This window comes from Streptomyces johnsoniae (assembly GCF_031845565.1).
GTDB lineage: Bacteria > Actinomycetota > Actinomycetes > Streptomycetales > Streptomycetaceae > Streptomyces > Streptomyces johnsoniae.
The window spans coordinates 80334-101119 of record NZ_JAVREV010000003.1; the positions used below are offsets into that span (position 1 = coordinate 80334).

The 20786-nt window shown below is 73.0% G+C and carries 18 protein-coding genes; 9 read left to right on the top strand and 9 right to left on the bottom strand.

What is annotated here, in order from left to right; all coding sequences use genetic code 11:
* Window positions 1-21: 21 nt before the first annotated feature.
* Window positions 22-1323: an ABC transporter substrate-binding protein gene (locus RM779_RS06320; protein ID WP_311616653.1), complete on the bottom strand. Its 1302-nt coding sequence runs from the start codon at window positions 1321-1323 to the stop codon at window positions 22-24.
* 139 nt (window positions 1324-1462) lie between these two features.
* On the opposite strand from RM779_RS06320, the gene RM779_RS06325 reads away from it, so the two are divergent.
* The 7 genes from RM779_RS06325 (at window position 1463) to RM779_RS06355 (ending at window position 10319) form a co-directional block, all read left to right on the top strand.
* Window positions 1463-2569, top strand: coding sequence for a LacI family DNA-binding transcriptional regulator (locus RM779_RS06325; RefSeq protein ID WP_311616654.1), 1107 nt, complete (start codon window positions 1463-1465; stop codon window positions 2567-2569).
* A gap of 452 nt (window positions 2570-3021) precedes the next feature.
* Window positions 3022-5799 (top strand): exo-rhamnogalacturonan lyase family protein, encoded by a 2778-nt coding sequence (locus RM779_RS06330; RefSeq protein ID WP_311616655.1) that lies wholly within the window; start codon window positions 3022-3024, stop codon window positions 5797-5799.
* 89 nt (window positions 5800-5888) lie between these two features.
* A complete protein-coding gene (locus RM779_RS06335; protein ID WP_311616656.1) occupies window positions 5889-6263 on the top strand; it encodes a VOC family protein in 375 nt (124 codons plus the stop codon).
* Between the two features lie 215 nt (window positions 6264-6478).
* Entirely contained in the window at window positions 6479-7498 is a 1020-nt protein-coding gene (locus RM779_RS06340; protein WP_394813244.1) for a FecCD family ABC transporter permease, read from the top strand.
* A gap of 1 nt (window position 7499) precedes the next feature.
* A complete protein-coding gene (locus RM779_RS06345; RefSeq protein WP_311616658.1) occupies window positions 7500-8306 on the top strand; it encodes an ABC transporter ATP-binding protein in 807 nt (268 codons plus the stop codon).
* Entirely contained in the window at window positions 8293-9339 is a 1047-nt protein-coding gene (locus RM779_RS06350; protein ID WP_311616659.1) for an ABC transporter substrate-binding protein, read from the top strand. The genes RM779_RS06345 and RM779_RS06350 overlap by 14 nt, the downstream gene beginning before the upstream one ends.
* 83 nt (window positions 9340-9422) lie before the next feature.
* Window positions 9423-10319 (top strand): hypothetical protein, encoded by an 897-nt coding sequence (locus RM779_RS06355; protein WP_311616660.1) that lies wholly within the window; start codon window positions 9423-9425, stop codon window positions 10317-10319.
* 31 nt (window positions 10320-10350) lie between these two features.
* Here the strand turns inward: RM779_RS06355 and RM779_RS06360 are convergent, their stop codons facing one another.
* Window positions 10351-11202: a phytanoyl-CoA dioxygenase family protein gene (locus RM779_RS06360; protein WP_311616661.1), complete on the bottom strand. Its 852-nt coding sequence runs from the start codon at window positions 11200-11202 to the stop codon at window positions 10351-10353.
* 142 nt (window positions 11203-11344) lie between these two features.
* Here RM779_RS06360 and RM779_RS06365 point away from each other — a divergent pair, with 142 nt between their 5' ends.
* Window positions 11345-12196, top strand: a complete 852-nt coding sequence (locus RM779_RS06365; protein ID WP_311616662.1) for an RNA polymerase sigma factor SigF — start codon at window positions 11345-11347, stop codon at window positions 12194-12196.
* 61 nt (window positions 12197-12257) lie between these two features.
* Window positions 12258-12722 carry an ATP-binding protein gene (locus RM779_RS06370; protein ID WP_311616663.1) on the top strand — a complete coding sequence of 155 codons (465 nt, stop codon included), beginning with the start codon at window positions 12258-12260 and terminating at the stop codon, window positions 12720-12722.
* A gap of 117 nt (window positions 12723-12839) precedes the next feature.
* Here RM779_RS06370 and RM779_RS06375 read toward each other — a convergent pair whose 3' ends face one another.
* From RM779_RS06375 to RM779_RS06405, 7 genes are read right to left on the bottom strand one after another with little or no spacing between them, the layout of a single operon-like run.
* Window positions 12840-14093, bottom strand: coding sequence for a sugar ABC transporter permease (locus RM779_RS06375; protein WP_311616664.1), 1254 nt, complete (start codon window positions 14091-14093; stop codon window positions 12840-12842).
* The gene (locus RM779_RS06380; RefSeq protein WP_311616665.1) at window positions 14086-14889 is read right to left on the bottom strand and encodes an ATP-binding cassette domain-containing protein; all 804 of its coding nucleotides are present in this window, start codon (window positions 14887-14889) and stop codon (window positions 14086-14088) included. Before RM779_RS06380 ends, RM779_RS06375 begins: the two co-directional genes overlap by 8 nt.
* 16 nt (window positions 14890-14905) lie before the next feature.
* Complete coding sequence (locus RM779_RS06385) at window positions 14906-15970, bottom strand: substrate-binding domain-containing protein (protein WP_311616666.1); 1065 nt, start codon at window positions 15968-15970, stop codon at window positions 14906-14908.
* The gene (locus tag RM779_RS06390; RefSeq protein ID WP_311616667.1) at window positions 15925-16599 is read right to left on the bottom strand and encodes a histidine phosphatase family protein; all 675 of its coding nucleotides are present in this window, start codon (window positions 16597-16599) and stop codon (window positions 15925-15927) included. Before RM779_RS06390 ends, RM779_RS06385 begins: the two co-directional genes overlap by 46 nt.
* Entirely contained in the window at window positions 16596-17642 is a 1047-nt protein-coding gene (locus tag RM779_RS06395; protein WP_311616668.1) for a 2-hydroxyacid dehydrogenase, read from the bottom strand. Before RM779_RS06395 ends, RM779_RS06390 begins: the two co-directional genes overlap by 4 nt.
* 18 nt (window positions 17643-17660) lie before the next feature.
* The gene (locus RM779_RS06400) at window positions 17661-19154 is read right to left on the bottom strand and encodes an FGGY-family carbohydrate kinase (protein WP_311616669.1); all 1494 of its coding nucleotides are present in this window, start codon (window positions 19152-19154) and stop codon (window positions 17661-17663) included.
* Entirely contained in the window at window positions 19147-20637 is a 1491-nt protein-coding gene (locus tag RM779_RS06405) for an FGGY-family carbohydrate kinase (RefSeq protein WP_311616670.1), read from the bottom strand. Before RM779_RS06405 ends, RM779_RS06400 begins: the two co-directional genes overlap by 8 nt.
* Window positions 20638-20786 lie beyond the last annotated feature (149 nt).

A 20786-nucleotide genomic window follows, 5' to 3' on the forward strand; every position in this document is an offset into this window, starting at 1 on the left:
GATGCGTACCGGGTGTGCGGGTCAGGTGGTCACGTCGAAGCCACGCAGCCTCAGCTGGTCGACGATGTCGTCCTCCCAGCGGTGCAGCGCATCTTCCAGGCCCCCGGGACGGCCCATCGATCCGGTCATCTCGTCCATGAGCCTGGCGAAGCCGTCGGTCATGTCGGGACCCCACTCCCAGTCCGGGGGCACGCTCTCCGCGGCGGCGGTGGCCACGGCCGGCACACCCATGCCCGCGACGTAGGGGTTGGCGGCCTCGACTTCGGTCGCCCAGATGTCGTACAGGTCGCTGTTGGCCGGCATCGCCGTGCTGGCGGGGACCATCGCCGCGATGGCGTCGGGGGAGGTGGCGACCCAGCGGGCGAACTCCATGGCCTCCTCCGGGTGGTCGGCACCTTCCGGCACCGCGAAGCCGGAGCCCCCGTAGTTGCCCGCGGCGGTGCCGTCCCAGGTGGGCAGCGGTGCCGCGGCCCAGCTGCCGGCCAGCTCGGGCACGAAGCGCGAGAGGTTGCCCAGCATCCAGGGCGCCGCGATCATGCCGAGCGAGCGGCCCTGTTGCAGGTCCGCGATGTGCTTCTCGGCGAACAGCGGCTCGGCGTTGACCAGATCGTCGGCGACCATGTCGTCCCAGTAGCGTGCGACGGAAAGGCTCGCCTCGTCGGTGGCGTTCACCTCCCAGCTGCCGCCGCCGGTGTCGAACCAGTTGGCACCGGCCTGCCAGGCCAGGCCCGCCAGGAGCGCGGCGTCGGTGTTGCCCAGGGTGGCCAGCACGGTGTCCGGCCGCTCGGCACGCAGTTGCTCGGCCGTGTCGCGGAACTCCTCCCACGTGGTGGGGAGGTCCAGCCCGTACTCCTCGAACAGGTCGGCCCGGTAGAGGAACACCTGGGGCGCGATGTTGTACGGGAGGGCGTAGACGTCACCGCCCAGCGCCACCTGATTCCACGCCCACTCCGGGAGCACGTCGCGCAGTTCCCCGGCGCCGTAGTCCGTGATGGGCTGGACGACATTGTGCGTCACGAACGCGGGGACCTGCGGGTATTCGACGGTCACCACGTCGGGGCTCTTGCCGGCGCGCACCGCGTTGTACATCTTGGAGTAACCGCCGCCGGTCCCCGCCGGTACCTGCTCGAAGACGACGTGGATGTCGTCGTGCGTGGCGTTGAAGCGGTCAACTGCCTCCTGGGAGCCGGACGTCCACGACCAGAAGGTGATGGTGGTCGGCCCTCCCTCGGCCGCGTCCGATAGGCCGCACGAGGCGAGCAGAGCGGCTGCCACGCCTGCGGCCAGGGAACCTCGGACGGTCAGGTTTCTGCGGTGAGACACCACGGCGGCTCCTTCTCTGGCTTGCGCTACTGCACCTTGGCCCAGCAGTGCACATGAGTCAATACAAGTGCACGCAGAGATTCATAGTTATTCAGTGAGTCCTACGATGGTGCATTAAGCGTCACGAGAGGACAGGTGGATGGCCGACTTGCTCGTCCTGCAACGCCGGGAGCTGCTCCTTCGCGAACTGCGGGCCACCGGCGCCGTGCACGTCGCGGAACTGGCCGTCCGGCACGGCGTCTCCCCGGGCACGATCAGGCGGGACCTGACCGAACTCGCCCGTGAGGGCCGGGTCATCAAGACGCGCGGCGGAGCCGTCCTGCCCCGGCGGAACGTGGACGGCCGGCCGCCGTCCGCGGAGGGCGGCGCCGGCGCGGCCCCCGCCCAGGACCTGGACCCGCGGACACTCGGGCTGCTGGTGCCCTCGGCCACCTACTACTACCCCTCGGTGATCGACGGAGTGCGGTCGGTCGCCGCGCGGCACCGGGCCCGGGTGGTCATCGCCCTCTCCCGCTACGCGGACCCCCGCGACCTGGAGCAGGTCGACGAACTCCTCGCGTCCGGCGCCTCGGGACTGCTCATCGCCTCCTCGGGCGGCACGCACGTGACCGACGCCCTGGTCGACCGGCTCCACGCCACGGGCGTTCCGTTCGTCCTGCTGGAACGCCGGACCGACGATCACCACGAAGCCTGCGAGTCCGTCGTCTCCGACCACCGCAGGGGCGCCTTCGGTGCCGTGCGCCACCTGCACCGGCTCGGCCACTCCCGCGTCGGTCTCTATGCGTACCCGAGCCCCACCGCGCCGCTGATCAGGGACGGGCACGCCGCCGCCGTCCGGCAGTTGCGGCTCGACCCCGCGGCCCCGGTGCGGGAGGGGCACCGGCACCCGCCCGGCTCACGGGCGGCGGCGCGCCAGTACGACGCGTTCATCGAGGACTGCCTGGCCAGCGGCACCGGGGCGGCCCTGGTCCACTCCGACCAGGACGCGATCGTGCTGCTCCAGCGGCTGCGTGCCCGCGGGCTGCGCACGCCTCAGGACATGGCCCTGATCGCCTATGACAACGAGTTGGCGGCGCTCGCCGAGGTGCCGCTCACCGCGGTCGCGCCGCCGAAGGAGCAACTCGGCGCGTGCGCCGCCCAGCTCCTCGTCGACCGCCTCGGCGAGCCGGGCGGGGGCGCCGTGCGCAGCGTGACCATGCAGCCGCGTCTGGTGATACGACAGTCCTGCGGAAGCGCGCAACACTGACCCTGCTTGTGCAGAAGTGTGCAGGCGCGGCCGTCCGGTGAGCGGCGCCGCGTTCCCGGTCGGCGGCGGTCGGCCCCGGCGGGCCGCTCCCGCCGGTTCGGCGCGCGGAATCAAACGGCCTGATCGGACGGGGTGTTCCGCGGCGTTCGCCGGTGGCGCGCCCCGTACGCGGGCGGATGGTCCGCGCGTCGGTCCGGGGAAAACTGGCGCCCGACTCTGGTCCGTTGGAGCAGTTCGGTGTAATTATGAGCGGCAACTGATCGAGCCGTAGCGATCCGTGACAACGTGCGCACAGTACCCGCCAGTGGCCCCCCACCGGGAGCCCGCGGACTGCTTGCCCGATGCCCGCTTCTCCGCCCCTCCGCCCTTCCCTCGCGGCACGCCGAAGTCGGGGTGAATCGATTCACCCCCGGCTGTGCCGACATCCGCGTTTCTTTGTGAGGTTCTTTCGCATGACACTCCCCAAGCCGGCCGCCGCCACCGCCCCGACGTCCTCGCCGGGCCCCGGCAGACGGTCCTTCCTGCGCGGAGCCGCGGCCGTCGGCACGGCCGCGCCCCTGTCGTCGTTCCTCTCCCCGGGCACCGCCTCCGCCGCCGGCCGGCCGACGGAGTCCGCCGGCCCGTCGGACGTGGCACTCCGGTGGCTGGAGGACCGCCCCGCCGAACTGGCCGGAGCCAGTTGGGGCACGCCCTGGCCGATGGGCGCGGTGCCGGGCGACCAGTCGTTCGCGCTCACGGCGGCCGACGGGGCGGCGGTGCCGGTGCAGTCCTGGCCGCTGGCGTACTGGCCGGACGGCTCGCTGAAGTGGAGCGGGCACGCCATCTCCGGCGCGGGGGCCGCGGCCGACGGCTACACCCTGACCGCGGGCGAACCGGCGGCGCCGCGCTCGGCGGTCACCGTCAGGGAACGGCGCGGGCACGTGGACGTGGACACGGGCGTGATCACCGTCCGCATGCCGACCGGCGGCACCGACCTGGTGGCGCGGGTCAAGCGCGGGGACCGCGTCATCGCCGAAAAGGGCAGGCTGGTCAACCTCAAGCAGGACGGCATCCCCGACGACGGCCTCGGCACCGTGCGCCGGGAGGAACTCCTCAGCGCCGTCGAGGAGGTGACGGTCGAACAGTCGGGACCGGTCCGCGCGGTGGTGAAGATCAGCGGGAAGCACAAGCGGCGGGGCCGCTCCTGGCTGCCGTTCACGGTCCGGCTGTACTTCCACGCCGGGGCGGAGAGCTTCCGCATGGTCCACAGCTTCGTCTTCGACTCCGACGGGCAGCGCGACTTCATCGCCGGCCTCGGCGTGCGCTTCACCGTCCCGCTCGACGACGAACTGCACGACCGGCACGTCCGGCTGGTGGGGGAGGGGCACGGCGCGCTGGCCGAGGCGGTCCGCCCGATCACCGGGCTGCGCCGCGACCCCGGCGAGGCGGTCCGGCAGGCCCAGGTCGCCGGCCGGCGCACCCCGGACCTCTCGACCTGGGACACCCGCGTGTCCGGCCGGATCGACCTCATCCCGGCCTTCGGCGACTACAAGCTGTCCCAGCTCAGCTCCGAGGGCTTCACCGTGACCAAGCGGACCAAGCCGGGACAGGGCTGGGTCCAGGCCGACGAGGGCCACCGGGCGGCGGGCGTCGGCTACCTCGGCGGTCCCGGCGGCGGGTTCGCGTTCGGGCTGAAGGACTTCTGGCAGCTGCACCCCACCCAGCTCGACATCCGCGCCGCGCACACCCGCGCGGCCGAGGTCACGGTGTGGCTGTGGTCGCCGGACGCCCCGGCCATGGACACCCGCTTCTACCACGACGGCCTGGGCCAGGACACCTACGAGGAACAGCTGGAAGGTCTTGAGATCACCTACGAGGACTACGAGCCGGAGTTCGGCACGCCCTACGGCGTCGCCCGCACCAGCGAACTGACGTTCTGGGCGCTGGACGGCACGCCGGACGCGGAACGTCTCGGCGCCATCGCGGACGCGGTGCGTGCCGCTCCGCAGCTGGTCAACCCGACCGAGCACCTCATCGCGACGGGTGCGTTCGGCGGTCTCTTCTCGCCGGTGGACCGCTCAACCCCGGCCCGCAGCCGCATCGAGGACAATCTGGACTTCCTCTTCGACTACTACGTGACCGCGCGCGAGCAGCGGCACTGGTACGGCTTCTGGAACTACGGCGACGTCATGCACAGCCAGGACGGCGACCGCAAGGTATGGCGCTACGACATCGGCGGCTACGCCTGGGACAACTCCGAACTGTCGCCCGACCTGTGGCTCTGGTACGCCTTCGTGCGCTCCGGGCGCGCCGACATCTTCCGCTTCGCCGAGGCCATGACCCGCCACACCGGCGAGGTGGACGTCTACCACGCCGGCGACTGGGCCGGTCTCGGCACCCGGCACGGCGTGCAGCACTGGGCCGACAGCGCCAAGCAGCAGCGCATCAGCACCGCCACCTACCGCCGCTTCTACCACTACCTCACCACCGACGAGCGCACCGGCGACCTGATGCGCGAACTCGCCCGCAGCGAGGAGACGTTCCTCGTCCTGGACCCCATCCGCAAGATCAGGGAGGAGCCCTACGAACCGGACCCGCGGGCGCTGTCCATCGGCTTCGGCACCGACTGGAGCGGGCTCGCCGCGGCCTGGCTGACCGAGTGGGAGCGGCGCGGGCCGCGGTGGGAGGAGTGCCGCGACAAGCTGCTCGGCACCATGGAGACCATCGCCGCGCAGCCCAACGGCTTCTTCCAGAGCCCGGGACTGTACGACATGGAGACCGGCCGCTACGCCGTCCAGGAGGAGCCGCGGATCTCGGTGTCCCACCTCTCGGCCGTTTTCGGCCTGGTGGAGGTGAACGCGGAGCTGATCCAGCAGATCGACATGCCCGAGTTCGAGGCGGCCTGGCTCCAGTACTGCCGCCTGTACAACGGAACGGACGCCGAGGCCGAGGAGGAGCTGGGCGGCACCCTGCCCGCCAACCGCAACCTGAGGCAGGCCCACACCCGGCTCGCGGCCTACGCCGCGGCCCGCCTGGACGACGACACGCAGGCCGAACGCGCCTGGACCGGCTTCTTCCACCCGTCCACCGACTGGGAGTACGGGCGGGACACGGAACTGGGCACGGAACGCGTGGAGAGCACGCTCAATCCCACCGACTGGTGCGACAACGCGTCCACCAACAACACCGCCCAGTACGGCCTCGCGGCCATCCAGAACCTGGCCCTGATCGGTGACCGCATGCCGGACTGAGGCAGGACCCGCCGTACGGCCGATGAGTTCCGGGCGCGGTCACGGTCCTCACTACGGCAACAACCCGTAAGTGCAGGAGGTGGGAACGCATGGCGTCCCAGGACAACATCACCGGACTCGGTGTCATTCTCGGCAGCACGGAGCCCGAGCGGCTCATCGAGTGGTACCGGGCCGCGCTGGAGCCGTTGGGGGCTCGCTGGGCGGAACACATGCTCATCGTCGGGCCGGGGGCGATCATCGGATTCGACCGGCGGGACGACGTGGCGGACGAGGCCGCGGAGCCGGGGCGTCATCTGGTCAACGTCACCGTGCGCGACATCCGGGCGGCCGAGGCACATCTGAACACGCTGGGGGTCACCTGGGTGCGGCCCGTCGAGGACGCGGGCGAGGGCTGGTACTTCTCCACGGTCCTCGACCCGGTGGGCACCTACCTGCAGCTCATCCAGGGCCCCGACACGCCCTGAGCCGGGGACGCGCGGCCGTGCGCGTCGAGATCCCGCTGCCCCGCAGCGCGTCCGCTGCGCTGTGGGGCAGGACACAGTGACAATGAAAATGATTATCGCTACTGTCCCTCGGGTGTCCGCGTCTGCCGGACGACGCACCATCACGAAGGGGCCGCCACCATGCACGACGCCCACGGCCGGGCGAGCGGGGGGACCGCGTGAGCGGCCGCGCGCGGTTGCTGCCGGCCCTCGCGCTCGGCGTCGTCCTGCTGGTCTCGGTGGTGGTGGCGGTCGGCCTGGGACCGGCCGTCATCTCCCCCGCGGACACGGCACGTTACCTCCTGGCGGCGGTGACGGGCGGCACGATCGCGCCGGATGAGGTCACGACCTACCAAATCGTCTGGCAGGTGCGCACCCCGCGGGTGCTGCTCGCCGTGGTCGTCGGTGCGGGGCTCAGCGCGGTGGGTGTGGCGGTCCAGGCGCTGGTGCGCAACGCGCTGGCCGACCCGTTCGTGCTGGGTGTCTCCTCGGGAGCCTCGGCCGGCGCGGTGTCGGTGCTCGCGGTGGGCGCGTTCACCTCCCTCGGCGTCTACGCGCTCTCCGCCGGGGCGTTCGCGGGTGCGCTGTGCGCCTCCGTCCTGGTCTACGCCGCCTCCTACAGCAGGGCCGGACTCACGCCGCTGCGGCTGGTCCTGACCGGCATCGCGATGGCCTACGGCTTCCAGGCGCTGATGAGCGTGCTCGTGTACCTGGCTCCCGACGGAGAGGCCACCCACACCGTGCTGTTCTGGACGATGGGCAGCTTCGGCGCGGCCACCTGGGGCTCCCTGCCGGCCGTGGCCGTCGCGGTGGCCGCCGGCCTCGCGGTCCTGCACCGGTTCAGCCGGGCCCTCGACGTCATGGCCCTCGGCGACGAGACGGCGGCCAGCCTCGGCATCGACGCCACCGCCCTGCGCAAGGGGCTGTTCGTGCTGACCTCGCTGGTGACGGGAGCCATGGTGGCCGTGAGCGGCGCCATCGGCTTCGTCGGGCTGATCATTCCGCACCTGGTGCGCATCGTGGCGGGCGCCGGGCACGCCCGGGTCCTGCTGTTCGCGCCGCTGGTCGGCGGCATCTTCATGGTGTGGGCCGACCTGCTGGCCCGGACCCTGGTCGCCCCGCGTGAACTGCCGCTCGGCGTGATCACGGCCCTGGTGGGCGTTCCGGTCTTCATCACCCTGATGCGCCGCCGCGGCTACCTGTTCGGAGGCCGGTGACATGGACCTGGAACTGGACGCCGTAACGGTCGAGATGGGCGGCAGGGCGCTGGTGGAACGGCTGTCCCTGGACGCGCCCGAGGGCCGGATCGTCGGGCTCGTCGGCCCCAACGGCAGCGGCAAGTCGACGGCGCTGCGCTGCATCTACCGTGCCGTGAAGCCGACGGGCGGCGCCGTGCGGCTCGGCGGCCGGGAGCTGTCCGGGCTCTCGCTCGCAGAAAGCGCCAGGTCCGTCGCCGCGCTGACCCAGGAGGGCGGCGCGGAGCTGGACTTCACCGTCGGCGAGGTCGTCGCCCTCGGCCGCACCCCGCATCTGCGCGGCAACCGGGCGCTCAGCCCCGGGGAACGCGAACTGTGCCGGTCGGCGATGCGCCGCCTCGACGTGCTGCACCTGGCCGACCGCGGCATCCTCACGCTCTCCGGCGGCGAGCGGCAACGCGTTCTGGTGGCGCGGGCGCTGGTGCAGGAGCCGGCCGTGCTGGTGCTCGACGAGCCGACGAACCACCTCGACATCAAGCACCAGATCGCGCTGCTCTCGATGCTGCGCGCCTCGGAGCTGACCGTCGTCGTCGTCCTGCACGACCTGAACCTGGCCGCGGCCGTCTGCGACCGCATCGGCGTGCTGTCCGCCGGCTCGCTGGTCGCGTCCGGACCGCCGCGCCGGGTGCTCACCGCCGAGCTGGTCCGCGAGGTCTTCGGCGTCACCGCCACCGTGGTGCCGCACCCGCTGACCGGCGACGTCCAGTTGCTCTACTCCCTTTCCCCACCACCGCAACGGCACCGGGAGCCGCCTCATGACCAGAACTGACACCACGACCGCCGCACGACGTGCCGCACGCCGCGCCGCACGCCGCGTCCTCGTGCCGGCGACGGCGGGCACGCTGCTGCTCGCCGGCTGCGGTGCGGATGTGGCGGACGACGACGGTGACGCGGCGAACACGGTGACCGTCGGCCGGTGCGGCGAGGAGGTGGAGTACCGCAGGCCGGAACGGGCCGTGGTCTACGAGGCGGGCAGCGCGGACAAGATGTTCGCCCTGGGGCTGACCGACGCGGTGCACGGCTACGTCATGCCCCCGGCCAACCCGCCCGTCGAGGAGTCGCCGTGGGCCGAGGAGTACGCCCGGGTGGAGATGCTCAGCGACGACCTCCTCAACCGCGAACTGGTCGTCGACGCCCGCGCGGACCTCGTGGTGGCGGGCTGGCAGTCCGGGTTCAGCGACGAACGGGGCATCACCCCGGAGATCCTGGACGGCCTCGGCATCCAGAGCTTCATGCACAGCGAGACCTGCTACAACTACCCGGGGCACCCGATGGAGGTCGAACCGTTCGAGGGGCTCTACACCGACCTGGAACGGATGGGCGCGATCTTCGGCGTCGAGGAACGGGCCGCCGAGGTGATCGACGGGCTGCGCGAACGGGTCGCGGCCGTCGCGGAACAGGCGCCCGAGGGGCCGCCGCCGCGCGTGTTCCTCTACGACTCCGGCACCGACCAACCGTTCACGTCCGGCAACCAGGCCCCGCCCAACGAGATCATCGACGTGGCCGGCGGCGAGAACATCTTCTCCGGCCTCACCGACCGCTGGACGTCCGTCGGCTGGGAGGCCGTGGTCGAGGCCGACCCCGAGGTCATCGTCATCCTCGACTACGGCGACCAGCCGGCCGAGGAGAAGATCGCCTTCCTGAAGTCCTTCCCCGCGCTCTCCGAGGTCACGGCGATCCGCGAGGACAATTTCCACATCCTCGACTACAACGAGGCGATCAGCGGCCCGCGCATCGTGGACGGCGCGGAAGGATTCGGCGCCTACCTGCGAACCTTCCGGAGCGGCGGCCCGGCGGACTGAGCGCGGCAACCTTTCGCGGTCCCGCGGCGACCTGGAGGTGCTCGACCTGCTCGGCACCATCCCCCACACAGTCAGGAGCCGCGATGAGGGTGAAGTCACGTCTGCGCCGTGCCGTTCGGCTGCCGGGCCTGGTCGGCGCGGTGCTACTGGCCGTTGCGGCGGCGCTGGTGTCCGGGCCGCCGGCCGCCGCCGCGGACGGGCCGTCCGCACGGGCCGCGGAACCGTGGAACCCGCCCGCCCAGTACGCGCAGGGCCTGGACGAGGTCTGGCAGCACGTGGAGAGCACCTACCCGGACCTGTACGGCTTCCGCAACTACGGCTGGGACCAGCTGATCGCGAACGAGGGCACGTTCACCTACTGCGTGCGCTGGGAGTCCGCCACCCCGGTCACCGCGGCCACCCGCGACCGGATCGAGACGGTGCTCCAGGAGCAGTGGGCCAAGTGGTTCGACGGCATGCGCGGCTTCGACGGCTTCCCCTACCAGCAGGTGCCGGTCGAGGTCGTCGGATGGGCCGCGACCAACGACGGCGTCCTGCAATGGGACGACGACGCCGTCGACCGCTACATCGGCATCCTCGACGGGGCGGGCGCGCCGCAGTGCGCCCCGGAGTGCGGCCGGTTCTTCAACCAGGACGGGGACTACTCGCGGTGCCCGGGAGGCGAGGCGCGGCACTACGACCAGTCGCTGTGGCTGACCGACGGCTTCGGCGGCGGCGCGGGCGGTGACTGGGGCCAGCGGATGGGCCAGGAGTACTTCAGCGGCGCGCTGGGCCAGGAGGACATCACCATTCTCCTGCACGAGATGGGACACACCCTGGGTCTGGACGACTTCTACGACTGGACACCGACCGGGGCCGGCGGGTTCCTGATGAAGGCAGGTGCGGCCAGCCACGTCACCGAGTTCGACACGTGGATGGCCAGGGACTTCTGGCGCCACCTCAAGGACCGTTACGGCATCGGCGCCGCCCGGCACGCCTGAACGCCCCCGCGGGGACCGGCCCCGGCACCGCTCACGGTGCCGGGGCGGGCCAGGGGTCGAGGCCGAACAGCCGCCGCGTGAGCGGCGTCATGGCCGCCAGCCCGGCCGCGTCCCAGTGGCCGGGCGGCGGCGGCGCGTCCGCGCCGTGCGGGTGGGGGATCTGCACGTAGCGCGTGAACTGCGCGACGCGGCTCGTGGGGCGCCGGTTGTGGGAGGCGCCGTGCGGCATCAGGTGGTGCAGCAGCGCGAACGAGCCCGCCGGGCCCGTCACCTCGACACTGTCGAGGTGGGTGATCCGCCGCCACCCGTCGTGCAGGGCCCGCCCGTCCCCGCCCGCGGCCCGCGCGGCCTCGACCTCCTCGCGGACGATCGTGTGCCCGCGCGGCACCACGTGAATGCCGCCGCCGCGGGGCTCCACGTCGGTGAGGTAGAAGCAGCCGCCGAGCTGCACCTCCTGCGGCGTGAAGAGGAAGTCGGTGTCCGCGGGCACCGAGGCGTCGAGGTGCAGATGCTGGCTGAGCACCTGGTCGGCCAGCCCGTCATTGCGGACGGTGATGCCGACCGAGCCGTCGAAGACGCGCAGCCTGGGCGTGCCGAACAGCTGGGCCATCACCCGGTACAGCGTTTCGTTGCCCATCAGCGGGATCAGTTCCGGGATGTCGAAGCGGTCGTTCCCGTCGGGGTGCAGCGGCTTGATGCGGCCGTTGTGCACCGACCAGTGCGCGGGCAGGGTCAGGTCCCCGGGCAGGAGGCCGAGCACGGCCCTGCGGTAGCGGTCGGTCTCCTCGGGGGTGAGCACGTTCTCGACCAGCAGGTATCCGTCCCGGTGGAACCGGGCGACCTGCTCGTCGGTCAGCACGGGCTGCAGTGTTCCGCTGCTCATACGGTCCCTTCCGCGCGACGCGTACCCGCCGTGCGGGCGGGCCACCGGGCAGTGTCGCGCGGTCCCGTGGCTTTGGCAACGCTGATTGGGCGGGCGGGAGGCGGGTATGCGCCGGATCAACAGCGCGACTGCGGGAGGGACGATGACGGTGATGACGACGTCCGCGACGCCGACGGTGAACGGCCGGGAGGCGCGGCTTCCCGAGGTGGAGAACCCTCGGAAGGTGACCCCCAAGGACGCGCGCAGTCTGTCGAAGCTGTACTTCGACCGGCTGACCGAGCTGGAGGAGGGCACCCAGGAGTACCAGGATGCCCGCAACACGCTCATCGAGATGAACATGTCGCTGGTGCGGTACGCGGCCGGACGGTTCCGCAGCCGGGGCGACGACATGGAGGACATCGTCCAGGTCGGCATGATCGGGCTGATCAAGGCCATCGACCGGTTCGAGCTGACCCGGGAGGTGGAGTTCACCACGTTCGCCGTGCCGTACATCGTCGGCGAGATCAAGCGGTTCTTCCGCGACACCACCTGGGCCGTGCGCGTGCCGCGCCGCCTCCAGGAGGCCCGTCTCGAACTGGCGCGTGCCACCGAGGAGCTGTCCACGCGCCTGGGCCGTTCCCCGAAGGTCAAGGAGTTGGCCGCCCTGATGAACCTCACAGAGGAGGAGGTCATCGAGGCGCGGGTGGCGTCCAACGGCTACCACTCCTCCTCCCTGGACGCCGCCATCGGGAACGACGAGGAGGGCGAGACCGCCCTCGCCGACTTCATCGGCAGGAACGACCCGGGCATGGAGCTGGTGGAGGACTTCCACGCACTGGGCCCGCTCATCGCGGAGCTGGGCGGGCGCGACCGGGAGATCATTCACCTGCGGTTCGTGGAGGAGCTGACCCAGACGCAGATCGGCGAACGCCTCGGCGTGTCCCAGATGCACGTCTCCCGGCTCCTGGCGCGTACGCTCGCCCGCCTGCGCAAGGGCATGCTCGCCACGGGCTGAGACGACACCCTCGCGCCCCGGCCGGGGCGGCCGGAGCGGAGGAACGACGGTGGGGGCACCCATGGTGACGAAGGCGGAAAGGCAGCCGCGGCGGCAGTGCGCCGGGCGGCGGCGCCCGGCGCGGCCCTGGCGCAGTGCGGTGGAGTGGCGGGATGTCCCGCAGACCAGCGGGCACGCGCGGGATCTGACCCGTGCCTACCTGGCCGGTCCCGCGGTCGACGCCCGCGCCGTCGACCTCGACGCGGTCCTGCTGGTGGTGTCCGAGCTGGTCACCAACGCCATAAGGCACGCCGGCGGCGTGACCGGCTTCTGCTTGGAGGCGGGGCCCCGCGGGGTCGCGGTGTTCGTGTCGGACGCCAGCTCCCTGCGCCCCGTTTCCGGGGAGCACGTGCCGGGGCGGGCCGGCGGGTTCGGCTGGCGGCTGGTGCGCCAACTGGGGAGCGCGGTCACGGTGTCGGTCGGGCCGGGCGCGGGCAAGACGGTCCGCGTGCACGTTCCCGTACCGGACCACGCCCGCGCCGTCTGACCCGGCCCGCACCGCCTGACCCACGCCGTCTGACCCGACACCGTTCGGCCCGGCCCGCCGGCCCCGGCCCGCCGTGGTGCACGGGGGCCGGGGCTGCGGACCGCCGGGGGAGCGGCGTCAGGCGCGGCCGTGGGAGGCCCGCGACCTGCGGGCCGCGGAGTCCAGGGCCACGGCCAGGGCGAGGACCAGACCGGTCACGATGAACCGGAAGGACGAGTCCAGGTCGAGCAGCGTGAGGCCGCTGGAGATGGACTGGATCACGAGGATGCCGAGCAGGGCGGCGAACGCGCTGCCCCGGCCGCCGAAGAGACTGGTGCCGCCGATGACGGCGGCGGCGATGGCGTTCAGGTTGACGTCCCCCGCGCCGCTCGCCTGGTTGGCGGCGGCCAGCCGGGCCGCGGCGAGCAGCCCGCCGAGCGCGGCCAGCGAGGAGCACAGGACGAAGGCGCCTGTGTAGACGCGCCTGACGTTGATGCCCGCGCGGCGTGCCGCCTCGGCGTTGCCGCCGACCGCGAACACCGAACGGCCCCAGCCGGTGCGCGTCAGCGCGTAGTTGAGGGCCAGCACCAGGCCCACGAAGCAGACGAACATCCAGCCGATGCCCCGGGCCCGGTTCAGGTACCAGACCGCGAATCCGAGGGCGGCCAGCAGGCCGGCGCTGCGCACCACGAGCAGCCGGGTCGACCGGGCCGAGAGGCCCGCGGCGCGGCGCGTCCTGGCCAGCGCGTAGCCGGTGGCGAACAGCCAGCCGGCGGCGAGCACCACCAGCACGTAGGAAAGCCAGGCCGGTACGAACGCGAGCTGCGCGAAGTGCACCAGGTCCGAGTCGTACGGCAGGTTGACCGCGCCGGTGTCGCCGAGCAGCCACAGCTGCACCCCGAGGAAGCTGAGCAGCCCGGCCAGCGTAGCCACGAAGCTGGGCACGCCCAGGCGCGTGACCATCTGTGCGTAGACCCAGCCGATGGCGGCCCCGGCCCCGATCGCCGCGGCCATGGCCGCCGGCAGCGGCCAGCCGGCCTCGACGAACGTGACGGCGGTCAGCGCCGCCGACAGGCCGCTGACCGAGCCGACCGAGAGGTCGATCTGGCCCACGAGCAGCACGCACACCACGCCCAGCGCGATGACGCCGACGGACACGCTTTCCATCAGCAAATTCACCAGGTTGGTGCTGGAGAGGAAGACCGGGTTCAGCGCCTGGAAGACCGTCCAGATGACGAGGAGGCCGACGATGATCGGCAGCGCGCCCAGATCGCCGGAGCGAATCCGCTCCAGGATTCCGGTCAGTGCCGAACGCAGGCCGGCGCCGCGGCGCAGCCGTTCGTCGAGCAGGTCGAGCGGGGCGGTCGGTTCCGCGAGCGGGCGCTCACTCATCGCCACGGTTCTCCCCTCGGTGCGGGCGGTGCGGGCGCTGCGGGCGCTGCGGCAGCGCGTCCGCACCGACGATCGCCGCGATGATGTCCTGCGAGGACACCTCCGCGGCCTTGAAGACTCCGTTGTTGCGGCCCAGGCGCAGCACGGCGACCTCGTCGGCCACGGCGCGCACTTCCTCCATGCTGTGGCTGATCATGATGACGCCGAGGCCGCGGTCGCGGAGCCGTTCGATCAGGTGCAGCACCTCGGCGGTCTGGGCGACGCCGAGCGCCGCGGTCGGCTCGTCCAGGATGATGACGGCCGGGTCGCCGAGCAGGGAGCGGGCGATGGCCACGGTCTGCCGCTGACCGCCGGACAGCGAGGCCACCGGGACGCGTACGGAGGGGATCTTCGCGGACAGCTGCCGCAGCAGCTCCCACGACCTCAGCTCCATCGTGACCTCGTCCAGCCGCCCGCGGCGCAACTCGCGTCCCAGAAAGAGGTTCTCGACGACGTCGAGGTTCTCGCACAGCGCGAGGTCCTGGAAGACGGTCGCGATGCCGAGCGCGTGCGCGTCGGCGGGACCCGGGATGCTGACCTCGCGGCCGCCGAAGACGATGGAGCCGGCGTCGGGGCGGTGCACGCCGGAGAGGATCTTCACCAGGGTGGACTTGCCCGCGCCGTTGTCGCCCACGATGGCGACCACCTGGCGGGGCGCCACGTCCAGGTCGACCCCGGTGAGCGCGGCCACCGCGCCGAAGTTCTTGCTGACGCCGCGCAGCGACAGGACAGGACCGGTCGTGGACACAGCTGTCATGGTCGTCCCTCCCCGGTCAGGACACGCCGACTTCGGCGCAGGCTGCCGCGTACCCGTCGGTGCACACGTCCGCCACGTCGACCTGGTCGGATTCGGCGAGGACGTCCGGCAGGTTCTCCGCGGTCACCACGGTGGGCTCGAAAAGCTGCGCGGGCGTGTCGAACAGCTCGGTCTCCGCGGTGGGTTCCTCGCCGGTGACGAACTGGTAGGCGACCTCGGCCGCCGCCTCCGCCACGATCTTGATGGGCTTGGAGATCGTGTTGTACTGGTCGCCGGCCGCGATCCGCTGGGCGGCGGCCACCTCGAAGTCGTTGCCGGTCACCGGCGGCACCGGCATCCCGGCCGCCTTGAACGCGGCGATGGCGCCGCCGCCCGTGCCGTCGTTCGCCGCGACCACGCCCGCGATGTCGTCGCCGAACCTGCTGATCTGGCCGCTCACCCACTCCTGCGCGTCCGCCGGCTGCCAGTCCGGGGTGTCGTACTCGGCGAGCAGCTCGTAGCCGCTGTCGTCGATCGCGTTGTGGATGCCCTGTTTGATCAGCCCGGCCGCGGCGTCCGTCGGCGAGCCGTTGACCTGGAGCAGCCCGCCCTCCGCGCCGGTTTCGTCCAGGTGGTCCACGAGGGACTGCCCGATGCTCTCGCCGATCGCCTCGTTGTCGAAGGAGATGTAGTAGTCCGGCGGGGTTTCGAGGACCGGCCGGTCGTAGGCGATGATGGGAACGCCCTGCGTGCGCGCGGTGTTGACGATGGAGGCCGCCGCCGTCGAGTCGACCGGGTCGATGACGATGGCGCTGACGCCCTGGGCCAGTGCGGAGTCCGCCTGCTGCTGCTGGCGGGAGGCGTCCGCGTTCGCGTTGTTGTAGATGACCTCGCAGTCCGGGCAGAGCTCCGCCATCCTCGCCTCGAACAGCGGGTGGTCGTACAGCTCGTAGCGGGTCGAGGCGATGTCCGGCATCAGAAAGGCGATCTTGGCGTTTTCCGCGTCCCCGCCGTTCCCCGTGCCGCCGCCCTCGTCGGAGCAGGCGGTCACGGAGGTCAGGGCGAGCAGCGCGGTCGCGGCGAAGGCGAGGAGTCGTCGCACGGAACTTCCTTTCTCGACGGCGGGAAGGGGCGGTTCAGGGAGAGCAGGGACATGGGTCCGCCGGGTTCCGCGGGCAGCCGGATCTCGGTGGCCGCGACGTTGTCGAGACGGGGGAACACCTGCCGGTACGCGGCCAGCGGCAGGCCGAGCAGCGCGCACAGGGCCAGGCGCAGGGCCGTGCTGTGCCCGACGACCAGCACGGTCCGCCCGGCGTGCCGGGCGGAGATGTCGCGCAGCGCGGCTGCGGTGCGCGCCGCGGCGTCGCGCGGCGGCTCCGCGCCGGGAAAGGGGTGCGCCACCGGGTCGGCGAGGAACCGGCGCACGAGCCCGGGGTCGGCCTCGGCCCGCGTACGGCCCTCCAGCGCGCCGAAGTCGGCCTCGCGCAGGTCGGGCACCACGTCCACCGGCACGCCCAGGGCGTCGGCCGCGGGCGTGGCGGTGCGCAGCGCGCGGCGCAGCGGCGAACTGGCCACCGCCTCGACCCGCTCGGCGAGCACGCCCTTGGCCAGCGCGTCGACTTGGCGCAGCCCGTGCGCGGTGAGGTCGGGGTCGCTGCGCGCGCCCGCGTACCGGTTGTCGCGGTGCCACTCGGTCTCCGCGTGCCGCACGAGCAGCAGCCGGCCGGTCATGGGTGCGCCGCCACCGGGTTGGCGCGGTGCAGCAGCGGCTCGCCGCGCAGCCAGCGGCCCGCCTCGGCCGCGACCATGCGCGCCGCGCGCTCCGCCACGGCCCGGCTGGCGCCCGCCAGGTGCGGCGTGAGCACCACGTGGGGCGCGTCGCGCAGCGGATGGCCGGCCGGCAGCGGCTCCACGTCGTAGACGTCCAGGCCCGCGGCGAACAGGTGCCCCGCGCGCAGCGCGGCGGCCAGCGCGGTGTAGTCGAGCAGGCCGCCGCGCGCGCAGTTGATCAGCACGGAGCCGGGCCGCATCGCGCGGATCTGGTCCGCGCCGATGAGCCCCGCGGTCTCGTCGGTGAGGCGCGCGTGGAGGGAGACCACCGTGGCGCGGGCCAGCAGTTCGTCCAGGGAGACGGCCCGCACTCCGGCCGGCAGCGCGGAACGTTCCACATACGGGTCCGTCACCAGGACCTCGGCGCCGAGGGCCACCAGCGCCGCCGCCACCCGGCCGCCGATCGCGCCCGCCCCGACCAGGCCGACCGTGCTGCCCGCGATTTCGAGACCGGTGGCCTCGTAGGCGAACAGGCCACTGTCCCAGCGGCCGGCGAGCATCCCGGCGTGTGCCTGCGGGATGCGGCGCATCGCCGCGAGCATCAGGCCGAGTGTGTGCTCCGCGGTCGACTCGGCGTTGCGCCCGGGGGCGAACGTGACCGCGACGCCGTGCCGGGTCGCGGCGTCGAGGTCGGCGTTCACCGGGCCGCCGCGGGAGACGGCGAACAGTTCGAGCTGGGGGCAGGCGGTCAGGACCCGGCGGGTCAGCGGTGCCATCTGCGTCAGGCACACCCGGGCCCCGCGCAGCGCCTCGATGAGCTGTTCCTCGGAGCCCGATGCCTCGTCGACCTCGCCGACCCGGCCGAACGGCACGTGCGGCCAGGGCAGGTGCAGTTCGCGCACGTCCCACGGCGCGGGGCCGCTGTCCGCGTGCAGCGCGTCGGTCATGAGCCGGTTCAGCACGAAGTCGTCACCGGCGACGAGCACCCGGATCGGTTCTGGCACGGTGGTTCCCTTCCTGAGTCATCCGGCGCCGGTGGCGAACCGGGGGTCGAGCCAGCCGCGTTCGGCCAGCAGGCGGACGAACGCGTGGTAGGCGGGCATGAGCGCGGCGGTGCGGGCCGGATCGGGTTCGAGGGTGCGCCGCACCCGTACCAGGCGCCGGGCCGCGGCGGGCACGCCGCCGGTGAGGGCGCCCGCGGCGAGCACCGCCATGCCGAGGGCGGGTTCCGGGTTGACCGGCAGCCGCACCGGCACGCCGAGCATGTCGCAGCGGAGCTGGCTCCACCACGCGTTGCGGGCCGCGCCGCCGGTGAACGTGACGGGCCCGCCGACGTCGGCGCCCGCCCGTGCCAGCACCTGGAAGGACAGCCGTTCGATGTGCGCGACCCCGGTGCAGACCGCGGCGAACGCCGTCGCCGCGGCTGCCGTGTCCGTCGCGTCCGTCGCGTCATGCGGGTGGGGCAGCGGCCCGTCGCCGAGGAATCCGCGGGCCTGCGGCGCCACGAAGGGGAACCGCTCCCCGTGCCCGGCCAGCGGATAGCAGAGCGGCGCGTCGCGCACCAGCGCCGCCGCGGCCGTCAGCGCGTCGAGGTCCGCACCGGGGAACAGCGCCCGCACCGCGCCCGCGCCGGTGCTCGACGCGCCGCCCGGCAGCCACAGATCGCCGTGCGGGGCGCGGTGGGAGTAGACGGCGCCGGTCGGGTCGTGGGGGAGCGAGGTGCTGACTCCCTTGAGGGTCAGGGTGGTTCCCAGCACCGCGTTCCACTCGCCGACGTCCACCGCGCCGGCGGCCAGCTGCGCCGCGCAGCCGTCGGTCATGCCCGCGATCACCGGGGTGCCCGCCGGCAGCCCGGTGATCGCCGCGGCGGCCCGGCACACGTGGCCGAGCACCGTTCCCGGGCGGACCACCTCGGGCAGCACCGCGGGGTCGACGCGCAGCCGCGCCAGCACCTCCGCGGGCCAGCGTTCCCCGACCAGGTCGTACCCGGTCTTCAGCGCGTGGCTCGAATCGCTCGGCACCGGATGCCCGACCAGCGCGGAGGTCACCACGTCCGGCTGGTGAACGAGGCGGGCGCCGCCGCCGAGCAGGCCGCGGTCGCGCCACCACAGCAGCTTCGGCAGCGCCCACGTCGGCTGCATCCGGTACCCCAGGCGCCCCCACCGCGCGGCGCCCGCGTCCTGCGCCTCGGCGGCCAGCGCCCCGGCGCGGGTGTCGTCGTACATCAGGCCGGGGGTGCGCGGGCCGCCGTCGGGGCCGGTCAGCAGCACGGTTCCCGAGGTCGCGCACACCGCGATGGCGCCGATGGGGCGGCGGCCGAGCGCGGCCGTCAACTCGCCGAGCGCGTCCGCGGCCAGGTCCCACCAGGCGGCCGGGTCCTGTTCGTGCCGGGGCCCGTCCCGGCGGCCGCGCAGCGGGCGGGACGCGGCGGCGACGGTGCGGCCCCGGCCGTCGACCGCCAGCGCGCGGACGCTCTGCGTGCCGAGGTCGACTCCCAGCCACACGGGCTCAGACATGGGCGCGCCAGCCGGTCCAGCGGGTGGCGGCCAGCTCCCTGCTGGCGAGGAACTCCGCGTGCTCGCGTTCGTGGAGGTCGCGCAGCGCCGGCTCGGGATCGAAGCGCCGCCCGGGGCGGACCAGCGCCGAGGCCGCCGCGGTCAGGTCCCGGTAGTCGCCCAGCGCGGTCCGCGCGAAGAGCAGGGCGCCCTTCGCGCCGACCTCCGAGTCCTGGGTGGCGGTGGCGGGTACGCCGGTGACGTCCGCTATCAGCTGGCACCACAGGGCACTTGCCGTGCCGCCGCCGCACAGGCGCAGCTCGGCGGGGCGGCCGGGGGCCGCGTCGAGGCAGTCCCTGATGACGTGCGCCAGCCCTTCGAACACGGCGCGGGCGAGGTGTTCGCGCCCGTGGGAGAACAGCATGCCGGTGACCAGGCCGCTGGCCGCGGCGTCGAGGAACGGCGCCCGTTCGCCCGCGGGCGACAGGTAGGGCAGCACCCGCAGCCCCGCCGCGCCCGGCGGCACCGCGGCGGCCAGTGCGGACAGCTGGTCGTGGTCGCGCAGGCCGAGCAGTCCGACCGTCCAGTCGAGGACGCCGGTGCCTGCGAGGGTGGGGAAGGCGCGCATCAGCAGTCCTGGCACGCCGAAGTCGAGGGTGAGCCCCGAGGGTTCGCCGTCCGGTGCGGGCGCGTCGATCAGGACTTCGGTGCACAGCGTGGTGCCCAGCACACAGGCCGCCTGGCCCACCGCGGTGGCGCCGGTGCCGAGCGCGGTGGAGACGATGTCGTACGGCGCGAGCACCACGGGCGTGCCGGGCGCGAGGCCAAGATCGTCCGCGGCCCGCGCGGTCAGCGCCCCGACCTGGTCGGCGCCGGTGAGCAGCGGCGGCAGCAGCCCGCGGTGCGCGGTGAGCCCGTAGGCGGCGAGCAGGGCGTCGGAGTAGCCGCGGGTGCGGATGTCGAGCCAGGGGGCGGACGCCTCGGAGGCGTCGATGCCCAGCACCCCGGTCAGCCGCAGGAAGAGCCAGCTGCCGCAGGTCAGTACGGCGTGCGCGGCGGCCAGCGCGTCCGGCTCCTCCGCGGCGAGCACCTTGAGGATCGCGTTCGGCAGCCCGGCGTTGGTCAGCGAGGCGTTGTCGCGGAAGGCGCGTTCGAGGACGCCATCGGAACGCCACGCGCGGACGACGCCGGCCGCGCGGGCGTCGTTCCACAGCACGGCGGGCCGCACCGGCCGGTGGTCGCGGTCCACGAGCCAGGCGCCGTCGCCCTGGGCGGTGACCGCGAGCAGCCGTACGGGCCCGGCGGCGTGGGCGATCGCCTCGCCCGCCGCGGCGACGACCGCGTCCCACACCGCGGCCATGTCCTGCTCGGCCCGGTCCCCGCGCGGGTGGCCGACCGCCGTCTCCCGCCGGAACACCGCGAGTTCGCGTCCGTCGTCGCCGAACACGACCGCTTTGATCATCGTCGTGCCGGCGTCCACGCATACCGCAACGGGTTCGCTCACCGCCACCTGCCGCACCTCTTCCCCGACCGAGTCCGAAGTGAGGCGTATTACACGCAGGCTGCCGGGATTTCGCAACTTTTAACATTGATCTTGGTGGCGCCGAGGGGGCCGGGAACGGAAACAGCAGCTAGGAGTGTCAGGCACACGCC